Source organism: Euzebyales bacterium (assembly GCA_035461305.1).
Classification (GTDB): Bacteria; Actinomycetota; Nitriliruptoria; order Euzebyales; family JAHELV01; genus JAHELV01.
The window spans coordinates 1-10,399 of the sequence record DATHVN010000178.1 but is presented as its reverse complement, the minus strand read 5'-3'; the positions used below and the strand labels follow the sequence as shown (position 1 = coordinate 10,399).

At 70.5% G+C, this 10,399-nt stretch carries 9 protein-coding genes; 6 read left to right on the top strand and 3 right to left on the bottom strand.

The features are described 5' to 3' along the window. Window positions 1-369: 369 nt before the first annotated feature. Window positions 370-1,005 carry a nuclear transport factor 2 family protein gene (locus VK923_16540; protein HSJ46286.1) on the top strand — a complete coding sequence of 212 codons (636 nt, stop codon included), beginning with the start codon at window positions 370-372 and terminating at the stop codon, window positions 1,003-1,005. A 586-nt stretch (window positions 1,006-1,591) separates the two neighbouring features. Here the strand turns inward: VK923_16540 and VK923_16535 are convergent. Next, on the bottom strand, window positions 1,592-3,754 hold the full coding sequence (locus VK923_16535; GenBank protein ID HSJ46285.1) for an MMPL family transporter: 2,163 nt from the start codon (window positions 3,752-3,754) through the stop codon (window positions 1,592-1,594). A 52-nt stretch (window positions 3,755-3,806) separates the two neighbouring features. On the opposite strand from VK923_16535, the gene VK923_16530 reads away from it, so the two are divergent. Further along, a complete protein-coding gene (locus VK923_16530) occupies window positions 3,807-4,415 on the top strand; it encodes a TetR family transcriptional regulator (protein HSJ46284.1) in 609 nt (202 codons plus the stop codon). Window positions 4,416-4,468: 53 nt separating this feature from the next. Here the strand turns inward: VK923_16530 and VK923_16525 are convergent, their stop codons facing one another. Further along, a complete protein-coding gene (locus VK923_16525; GenBank protein HSJ46283.1) occupies window positions 4,469-4,981 on the bottom strand; it encodes a nuclear transport factor 2 family protein in 513 nt (170 codons plus the stop codon). A gap of 238 nt (window positions 4,982-5,219) precedes the next feature. Here VK923_16525 and trxA point away from each other — a divergent pair, with 238 nt between their 5' ends. The 3 genes from trxA to VK923_16510 all read left to right on the top strand — a co-directional run bounded on the left by trxA (window position 5,220) and on the right by VK923_16510 (window position 7,723). Continuing rightward, window positions 5,220-5,564 (top strand): thioredoxin, encoded by a 345-nt coding sequence (gene trxA, locus VK923_16520; protein ID HSJ46282.1) that lies wholly within the window; start codon window positions 5,220-5,222, stop codon window positions 5,562-5,564. Between the two features lie 235 nt (window positions 5,565-5,799). Further along, window positions 5,800-6,948: a DUF2786 domain-containing protein gene (locus tag VK923_16515; GenBank protein HSJ46281.1), complete on the top strand. Its 1,149-nt coding sequence runs from the start codon at window positions 5,800-5,802 to the stop codon at window positions 6,946-6,948. Between the two features lie 379 nt (window positions 6,949-7,327). After that, window positions 7,328-7,723 (top strand): VOC family protein, encoded by a 396-nt coding sequence (locus VK923_16510; protein ID HSJ46280.1) that lies wholly within the window; start codon window positions 7,328-7,330, stop codon window positions 7,721-7,723. 209 nt (window positions 7,724-7,932) lie between these two features. Here the strand turns inward: VK923_16510 and VK923_16505 are convergent, their stop codons facing one another. Further along, a complete protein-coding gene (locus VK923_16505) occupies window positions 7,933-8,169 on the bottom strand; it encodes a hypothetical protein (protein HSJ46279.1) in 237 nt (78 codons plus the stop codon). 1,345 nt (window positions 8,170-9,514) lie between these two features. Here VK923_16505 and VK923_16500 point away from each other — a divergent pair. Next, entirely contained in the window at window positions 9,515-9,898 is a 384-nt protein-coding gene (locus VK923_16500; protein ID HSJ46278.1) for a transposase, read from the top strand. Window positions 9,899-10,399 lie beyond the last annotated feature (501 nt).

Sequence of the window (10,399 nt, the reverse complement as noted above, 5' to 3'; positions counted from 1 at the left end):
AGCAACCCGAGAGCGGGACGGCGATGAAGGACCTGCGCGCGACTGTCGGTGACCGACTGGTGATCAAGCGGCACCGCGTCGGCGAGCCCGATCGGGACGCCGAGATACTCGAAGTCAGAGGCCGCGACGGCCAGCCGCCGTATGTGGTGCGCTGGTCCGACGACGGTCGGATCGGTTACGTCCTCCCAGGATCCGACGCGCGTTCGTGCAGCACTTCGAGCACGACCGGGACCAGTGACCGCTGTCGTATCGAGACCGGCGCGGGACCCTCGAGGCCTGCGTTCGGAGCCAGCTGGGCGCAACACGGCCTGGGCAGCCTGGCTGACAGGCGGTCGACAGCGCATTCGTCATGGCCGAGGAGCGGTGAGGATGCCAAACGGAGTGATGCTGTGGTTCGACGCCGGATCGGGTGACGGCCGCATCGAGGCCTCTGGCCGCCAGTACCCGGCGCACGAGTACGACGTGGAGCCTCGCGCCCGCACCGCCGGCGCACGCGTGCACTTCGACGTCGAGCGCGTCAAGGGCGTACCCGTCGCCGTCCGGGTCACGGCGGTCCCAGGCACGCGGACGACGACGCGGCAGCGGCGGTACGGCGACCTGACCGGCGCCCGCCGACCCGACGACAAGGGCCGGCCGCCGCTCACGCATCAGGGCGGCGCGACCGATCCGCCGGCCACTGGCCAGCCGGTCGCCCTCGTGCGCCGTTGGATCGCCGGCGCCGACAGCGGTCACCTTGACGCGGTGCTCCCGCTCTACGCACCGGACGCCGTGCTGCACACCACCAGCGGCGACCACCACGGACGCGCCGCCATCCGCGCGTTCCTGCTCGACAGCGGACTGCTCACGCGCGGATGGAGCGCAACGCCCATCGGGTCGGCGACCACCGTCGCCGCCGTTCGGGGGCCGGTGGCCCGCGACGCCCGACGCGTCAACCGGTTCCGCATCGCGCACGGCGAGATCGCCGAGCAATGGGACGAACCCGCCGACGAGACCGGCGAGTCCTGACGGGGACGAACACGACGCGGTCCGACGCACGGCCGCCCGACCCCGGGCGAGGCCGACAGGTGCCCGTGTCACGGCCCCGTGGGACCGAGGCCTGAGGCCTCTTCCCCGCTGCGCCAGTCCATCGACACCTCGTCGTGCGACGTCGCGATGACCGGCGTGCCGAACGGACCACTGATGCGGTCGAGCGTGGCCTGACACACTGATGTGAACTGCTGCGAACTGGCCTGCGCCGATCTGAAGGCTGTTCAGGTCGGCCGTGGGCAGGAGGCCGACACGGCGGTCCCGTCCATCGGCGCAACGTCGTCGCGATGTCACAGCCGCTGGCGGCGCAGGGGCTACAGATGCTCCAGCGGGTGGCAACGCCGTCGACGCCGCTCTCGCCGCGGCCATGCACTCACGGTCGGAGCCGACCTCGAACGGCATCCGTTCGGACGCCTTCGCCGTCGTCCAGGACGGCGACGAGCTCGACGGCCTGAAGTGTTCGGGGGTGGCGCCGGCTGGTGCCGCGCGCCGGGTACTGTCCGTCATCATTGACGGTCGGTGCAGCACCCGCCGTCATGGGATCCCAGGCGCAGGACGGTGGATCCTACGGCGAGACCGCCGCGTCGCCGGGGACGGCCTGTGTCGGCGTGGCCTCCTGCGATGCGCGGACGCCCTCGCGTGGGAGCAGCGCGGGCACGACGACCAGCGAGGTGACGCCGGCGGTGACCATCGCGACCCACATGATCTGCGACAGCTGCGCGTGGATCTTCAGTGGCGACAGCCACAGCGCGCTCAGGGCGATGGCGATGCCCAGCGCGTTGGCGACGATCGGTGGGCCCGCGCGGTCGATGGCGCGCAGGACGTAGCCGTCGCCGGCGCCCCGCGCGTGGTTGATGGCGGCGATGTAGTGGATCACGTAGTCGATGCCGACCCCGAGCACGATGCTGGACACCACGGCGGTCAGCAGGTTGAGCTGCATGCCGGACAGGGCGATGAAGCTCAGCAGTGTTGCGATCGTCAGCGTGATCGGCACCAACGACACGAGCGTTTCCCGCCACCGTCGGTAGGCCACCGCCAGCATCGCCGCGACCAGCACGTATGCGACGATCAGCGACGTGAGCTGTGCGTTGAGGACCAGGCGGGCGATCTCGTCCCATACCACCGGCAACCCCGTGAGCACGCGGATCTCGTCGCGTTGCCCGGCGAACGACAGCCAGCTGTTGAGGTCCTCAGTCGTGAAGTCGCTCGGTAGCAGCAGGAACCGCAGCCCGTCGTCGCTGGCCATGTCACCCAACGGGAGCGATTGACGTCCGCTGAGGATCGCGTCGAGCTGGTCCGGTGGGAGCTGATCGGCGAGATCGGCGACGGAGAAGACCTCGCGGACCCCGGCCAGCTGCTCGAGGTCCTCGGACGTGGTGCGGGCGGCGCTGAGCGACTCCCGTGGAGCCGCAGGGTCGAAGACGAACTCGCCGATCAGCGGTGTCGCGCCCCCGAACAGCTCCTCGGTGCGCTCGAATGCCATGCGCACCGGGTCGTCGTCTTCGAAGAAGAACAGCTGATCGGCGTTGACCTCCAATCGGGATAGGCCGATGGCGGCGAACACGACGAGCCCGGCCGTGAGCACCGCTGCGGGGATCCGGGTGCGCACCAGTGCCTTGAGGCCCGTGATGACCGGTCGTCCCAGGATCGGCGGACGTCTGCCTGGACGCAGGTGCAGACGGCTGAGCAGCGCCGGCAACGAGAAGAACGACACGATGCCGGCGAAGGCAATGCCCGCGGCCGTGAACAGTCCGAGCTGTCGAATCGGCTCGACGTCGGTGACGACCAGGGACAGGAACCCCGCCGCGGTGCTGACGGTGGTCAGGATCATCGGCACGCCGACCTGCGACAGCGCCGAGCTCACCCGCTCGACGGTGTCGGCGGTGCGGGCGGCCTCGTTCTGGAAGTGCGTGACGAAGTGCAGCCCGTCGGCGGACCCCATGACGATCACGAAGATCGGTACGATCACGGTCACCACGTCGATCTCGAAACCGAGACCGAATATGAGCCCGAAGGTCCACAACGATCCGAGGACCGCAGGGACGATGGCCAGCACGCTCAGCCGCCGGTCGCCGATGGTCGAGAAGAACACGGCGACGAGGAGCGCGATCACGATCGGCGGGATCACCAGCAGCACGACCGACAGCGCGTCGATGACCGAGGCGAACACGACAGGGTTGCCGGAGAAGGTGAGCCCCAGACCCGACACCGAGACGTCGGTCACCCGCCGCGCTGTCGCCGTGGGGTCCGTCTCCGCGGTGACGATCAGCAGCGTGTGCTGGGCGTTGGAGCTGACCAGCAGCTCGGAGACCGGGCTCTGGTCGAGCAGCATCGCCGCGCCGGCGTCAGGTTGACGACGCAGCGTCTGGGCATCGAGTGTGGCCCCGGTCAGCGGATCGGCAGCCGGTACGACCGTGGCCACCTCGCCGACCCCCTCGACCTCGAGGAGCGTGTCGCGCAGGTCGGCCACGAGCGCGAGGTTGTCCGACGAACGGAACGTCTGCCCGTCCGGCAGCGACGCGACGACGTTGATGGGGTCCCGCGTGTCGTACTTGTCCTGCAGTGCCGCGAACTGTTCACCGGTCGCGTTGCCCTCGAGCAGGAAAGACGAGACGTCGGCGTTCAAGCTGACGCGAAACAGCATCGCGACCGCCACGAGCGAGATGAGGCCGGTCGCCGCCAGCACCACATGCGAGCGGTGGACGATGATGCGGGCGACGCGTTCCATTGCGGCTGTATTCTACAGTTGTTGAATATCGCTGTACAGACAGGGTTCGAAGTTGCCACGGGCCAGGAAGGGCCGTCGGCCGGGCAGGCCTGACACGCAGGCGGAGATCCTCGAGGCTGCGAGTCGGGAATTCACCAGCCGTGGGTACGACGGCACGACGATCCGGGGTGTTGCGACGGCAGCCGGTGTCGATCCCGCCCTCGTGCTCCACTACTTCGGCTCGAAGGAGCAGCTGTTCATCGCCACGCTGCACGTTTCGGTCAACCCCGCCGCCGTCGTGCGTGGAATCCTCGACGAGGCCGAACCCGGCGAGATGGGAGAACGCCTCATCTCGACGATGCTGGGCATCTGGGACGCAACCGCCCATCACAACCCGCTGGTGGCAGTGCTCCGATCGGTGGCGGGCGAGGGCCCAGTCGCCGACATGGTCCGGCAGTTCATCGAGCGGTCGATCATCACGGCGTTCGCGGAGCGGCTACCAGGACCGGAGTCACAGCTGCGCGCGGTGCTGATCGGCTCCCAGGTCGCCGGCCTGCTGCTTGCCCGCTACGTGGTGCGCCTTGAGCCGCTCGCCTCGGCTGATCCGAACCGCCTGGCCACGATCTACGGACCGACGATCGAGCGCTACGCCTACGCCGCGCTCCCTCCCGCCGCTCCGTAGCCTGCACCAACGGTGGCGGCGACGAGCGGCGATCGGCGTGGCCGGCTGGACCGTCAGGTGGCCCAGTTCTCGGGAAGCTGGTGTTCGTGCCAGTCCCCGTCGCCGTCACCGCTGGGCTCGCCACTGTCCCACTCCGACCAGTCCAGCTCCTCGTCGATGACATCGCCGATCGGGTCGTCCGCGAGCGCGGCGTGCAGACACTCCACGTCGTCGGGCATCTCGATCACCGTCAGCTGTCCGCGGTCGCTGTCGAAGGTCAGGAGCCCCACACGGGTCCACTGCCCGTGCTCGTCGGGCAGCCACGCCACGGCTGCGGGGGCGTTCCCGACGAGTGCACGCGTGAGGACGACGGCCGGGGAGCGTTCCCACACGGCCTGCAGGTCCTCGGCGAGCGCGTCGGGCCCCTCGCCGTTGACGTCGGGCAGTTCGGCGTCAGTTGCGACGAACGTCAGGATGGCGTCGAGGTCCCTGGCGTTGTACGTCTCGACGAAGGCGTTGCGGAGCGTCTCGAGGTCCGCGTCGTCGAGGTCTGGCTCGTGACCGTCGCTTGCCGGAGTGCCGATCATGATCGTTCCCGTCGTACGGGTCAACGGTGGGCAACACCGTACCGCCGATCGCGGAGTGAGTTCGACCCGTCTTCCCGGGCCGCCCATCCGACCCGCCCCCTCCGGAGCGTGCGAGACTGGGATGATGGCGGCAGACACCGATGTGATCGCATGCGGGTCGTGCGGGCGCAGGAACCGGGTTCCGGCGGTCGCGCGCGGCATCCCGCAGTGCGGACAGTGCCACGCACCACTGCCCTGGATGGCCGACGCGGACGCGGCGACGTTCGACGCGGTCGCGGACTCGTCGAAGGTCGCCGTGCTGCTGGACCTCTGGGCCCCGTGGTGTGGGCCGTGCCGGATGGTCAGTCCGGCGCTCGAGCGCTTGGCGCATGCGACGGCGGGACGCGTCAAGCTCGTGAAGGTCAACGTCGACGAGGCGCCTGTCGTCGCGGAACGCTTCGGGGTGCGGGGCATCCCCACGCTGATCGTCCTGCGCCACGGCGCGGTAGTGGCTCGGCAGACCGGCGCGGCACCCGAGCCGGCGCTGCGGGCATGGCTCGACGACGCCCTGCGCGACGCCGACAGGGCGACCCGGCGCGCATAGCTCGTCGGCTGCGCCGGGCGGGTCGGCCTCCCGGCTGCGAACGCTGCGCGTCATCCACAGCCCGCCGACCGGCTGACGCGCAACATCGCACGGGGTCGGGCACACTACCGCGATGGGTCGGAACAACAGGCGGCGACGGGCGGCGAAGCAGCGACTGAGACGCGCGGAGCGCGCGCGGTACGCCGGTGGCGCCCGAGCCGACCCGCCCAGGGGTGGCGAGAGCGAGATCGACGCGATGCTCGTGGACGCCATCCACGCCTGGGAGACCGACCCAGAGGTCCACGACGTGCTGGTCGAGATGCTCACCGGGCTCGCCATGGACGGCGCTCCCGTGCGCGCTGCCGCGACGCGCAGGCTCGATGCCGTGCTCGACGCACTGTGGCAACACGGATGGTCGCCCGTCGACGTCGCGCATGTCACCTCGCACCGTCTGACCAGGGCGCACACCAACGTCGTCCGTCGCGCGGTCGTCGCAGACGCGCAGCGGCGGACGCGGTCGGGCGCGCCGCCGCACGACCGGTGGCAGGCGCAGCTCGACGCGTGGTCGGCGAATGTCCACGCGACCGCGTCGCACGATGCGGACGTCAGGCTGGTGGTCCCGGTGCTCGCGCTGCTGTCGCGCCTGCCGGAGATCCCACCGGTCATACCCGGCCCGGGACAGACGCTGGCCGCCGATCGACTGGCGGCCACCCATGTGGACCAGCGGACGCTCGCGCGGGTCCGGGCGCTGCTCGCGAAAGCGGAGTCGACCGAGTTCGACGAGGAGGCCGAGGCGCTGACTGCGAAGGCCCAGGAGCTGATCACGCGGCACGCGATCGCCGACGCCCTCGCCCACACCCCGGACGACACGGGCGAGCCCTCGGTGCGCCGCGTCCCGATCGACGGGTCCTACCAGGACGCGAAGGCGTCGCTGCTCGCGGTGGTCGCGGACGCGAACCGGTGCCAGGCCGTCCACAGCCCGGACCTGGGGTGGGTGACGGTGTTCGGCTACGACAGCGACCTGGATGCGGTCGAGCTGCTGGGCGCGTCGCTGCTGGCCCAGGCCACCCACGCCATCGCGCGACAGGGCGCCCGGCGGGGGCGCGATGGCCGGTCGACGACCCGTTCGTTCCGCCGTGCCTTCCTGTTCGGCTTCGCGACCCGCGTCGGCGAGCGGCTGCGTGCGACGGCCGACGTGCAGGTGGCTGCGACCGGCGCCGCGCAGGCCCGACTTCTGCCCGTGCTCGCCGCACGTGACGACCGTGTGCACGCGGCGGTCACGGCGGCCTTCGGGCAGGTCGAGCGGCGAACGACCCGGATCAGCAACGCGACCGGCTGGTCAGCGGGACAGGCGGCCGCCGATCTCGCTGATCTCGCAGGAGGTACGCGCGGGCTCGACACATGACGGCGAACAGCGACCGAGTCGTGCAACGCTGGACTCCGACGGCTACCGGGCGCTGCGATCGGAACTCAACGGTGGCGCGCCACTTGTCGAGGTGGTCGAGCATCGGCTGTCCGCATCGCCGCATGGTTCCACGGAGACACGCCTCGTCGGCGTCGGCCTGATACCGCGGGCAGCAGCCACCGGTCGAGCAGTCGACGGCCTGCGAGCTCCAGGCCGTCACGGCCTCAGCGTCCCGTCCACGTACTGCCTGGTCAGCAGGTCCCGGGGACTGCGGCATGGCTCCCCGGGGGAACCGCTCGGCGCGCATCGTCGGCCGGGGTCGCTCGGGATTCACCGTGGGTGGTCGGCCCGTTCGACGACGTGGACTACCGTGGACGGCATGCACGTGCTGTCCTCACGGGTGCTGCTCCGGCCGTCCGACATCGACGAGGCCATCGACTTCTACGAGGGTCGCCTCGGACTCGTCCGCTACCGCGAGTGGGGGAGTGTGCCGCACCGAGGCATCGTCTACTTCCTCGGTGGTGGCTACCTGGAGCTGACCGAGACGCCACCCGACCACGCCGCGCCACCCGCGCCCGCCGGTGTGCGCCTGTGGTTGCAGGTCGCCGACGTCGCGGCGGCGTGCGACGAGCTCGCGAGCCGCGGTGTGGAGATCGCCGAGCCGCCGGAGCGCAAGCCGTGGGGCCTGATCGAAGCGGTGGTGCACGACCCGGACGGCCTTCCGCTCGTGGTCATCGAGACACCGCTCGATCATCCGCTGCGTCGGCGTGACTGAAGCCCGACGCGATGAGTGGTGGCACCTGCGGCCATCGGACACGGATCGTGATGCCGGTGCCCGTGGCCATGCGCTCCGGGGAGACGATCCCGCATGCGTCGGTCCCACCCCCCAGGTGTCGCCATCCGCAGCCTCCCTGCCACCGACGTCGGCGTGGGCCTGTCCGGTCCGCGTGACATCCCGAGCGCAGGCGATCGACGGACCGGGCGTCAGATCGTCGTCCGCACGCCGTGCTCCAGCAGATGCTCGAGCATGGTGCCGCGCAAATCGCGTCCCGGCGGCGTCTTGCGGCTGAGCTTGTGGACGAAGGCCCTGTCGAGCAGCTCACGGAATCGCCGCGGGTCGTACGGCTCGAACGTCGCGCGTGCGAACGTCGACGGCGAGTGCGCGCTGACCCACGGCATCGCCTCCACCACGGCATGGACGTCGCCAGCGATGTGGAACACGACTCGAACAGGTGGTGCAGCACGAGGTAGTCGATCGGCTTGTCGTGGTGCCGCCAGTACACGAGTTCTGCTGCCCGCAGGATCGCGACTGTTCGATCACCTGGCCTGGCGGCGAGCAGCCAGGTCGCCATCCGTGCCTGCCGGAAGCGCAGCGCGAAGAAGCCGACGGGAGCAGTTCGGGCAGCAGTCCGGCGAGGTGGCGACGCGGCAGGCACGTCGCGTCGAGCCAGACACCACCGTGGCGGGCCAGGAGGTCCAGAGTCAGCACGTCGGAGCACTTCGTCCGGTCGTCCCGGGTGCGGTCGTGTACATACCCGGGCAGCTCGCTGTCGCTGTGGTCGCCGACCGTCGACTCGTCCAGCACGACCACCTGATCGTGCGCATGGTGCGCGAGCACTTCGTCATGGCATCGTCGGACCATGGCTGGAGCCCGGTCCATGCCCTGCCCCCACTGGCAGAACGCTGTGTCATCGTGCGTTCAGGCAACCACCGTGCCATCGTGCCAGCTGCGCTAGACCCTATGGAGCGGCGGCCGGTCGAGGGTTGACCGGTCGGCACCCCGCGCATGAAGTGTGCGGGGACTGGCCGGTCCGAGGATGGGCCTCGGGCCGGGTACCCCAGTCATGGGAGGTGCCGACCATGGCGCATAGTGTGATCTTTGCCGGCCTCGACGTCCATGCTGCCCAGAACCCACGCGGCGCAGCTGGAAGCTGCGACCGGACAACTGTCGGTGACCAGGCTTGCGGGTGGAACCGACCCGGCGATCGCGTGGCTGCGCCGCCTGGGCCCGGGCGTGCATGCCGTGTACGAGGCCGGCCCCACCGGGTTCGGCTCGCGCGGGCGGCCCGGGAGGAGGGGATCGATCTGCGGGTGACCACGCCGGCGTTGATCCCGAAGCGGCCGACGGATCGGGTCACGACCGACCGCCGCGACGCGGTGCGGCTGGCGCGGCTGCGGGCCGCCGGCGAGCTGTCCTTCGCGCGGGTGCCCACCGTCGCCGAGGAGCAGTTCCGCGATCTGGTCCGTGCGCGGGAGGCCGTGCGCGGCGATCTCATGCGCGCACGCCACCGGCTCAGCAAGTTGTTGTTGCGCCGCGAGCTCGTCTATCCCGGTCCTGGTGGCGCGTGGACCCAGGCGCACCTGGCGTGGCTGGCACGGCTGACCTTCGACGACACCGCCTCCACGATCACGCTGGCCGATTACCTCGCCGCCGTGCAGGCGCTGGTGCAGCGGCGCTCCACGTTGGACGCCGCGATCGCCGAGCTCGTGCCCACCAGCCCATACGCCGCGACCGTGCCGGTGCTGCGCTGTTTCCGTGGGATCGACACGCTGTCGGCCGCGGAAATTGTGCGCCGAGATCGGCGACTTCGCCCGCTTCGCGCATCCCCGGCTGCTGGCCGGGTTCCTCGGCATCACCCCGTCCGAGCACACCAGCGACGACACCCGCCGCCAGGGGGCGATCACCAAGGCCGGCCCGTCGCACGCGCGGCGGCTGCTGGTCGAGGCCGCGCACCACTACCGGCGGCCACCACGCCTCGGCGTGGCCCTGCAGCGGCGGCAGGCCGGCGCCGACCCACGGGTGTGCGCGGTCGCCTGGCGCGCCCTGCAACGCCTGTACCGCCAGTGGCAGCGGCTGCACACCCAACGACGCAGGCCGTCAGGTGTCGTCGCGGTCGCCTGCGCCCGTGAACTGTCCGCGTTCCTGTGGGAGGCCGCCACCATCACCTGACTGTCGCACAACCGCTCTCGGTCGACGTTGCCGGGACGCGCACGGACAGCAGCAAGGCCCAGGACGTCGCATCCCAGGGCCCGCGACCCTGACTATGGGCAACCCGCACCCGCCGGGTGCTGGCCGCGCCCGCTCCTAGACTGCGGACCCGCGACGCATCACCGGTCGTGAGGTAGCCAGCCCTCGAATATCAGTCTGACAGGACCGTCGAACGACTGGACCTTCGCCCGTGCCGTCCCGCCAACGCCGAGCGGGGCCACCCTGCCCACGCCGCTCGTCCGACCACCGAGACGAGAAATCCACTCCTGCCACTTGATGCCAACAAGACCTCCATATCAGCCTCCCACCGCGGCGCGCCGCGGCCTGGGATGGGTGAGAATGAGGTGCCGCCCGGCGACGTCGGTTTCACTGTGGTGCCGGAGAGCCCGAATATCAGCCTGATCGTGAAGTCCGCACGGGCACCTGGGATTGTTGCTACGAGCACGAGGATCAGACTCTTTG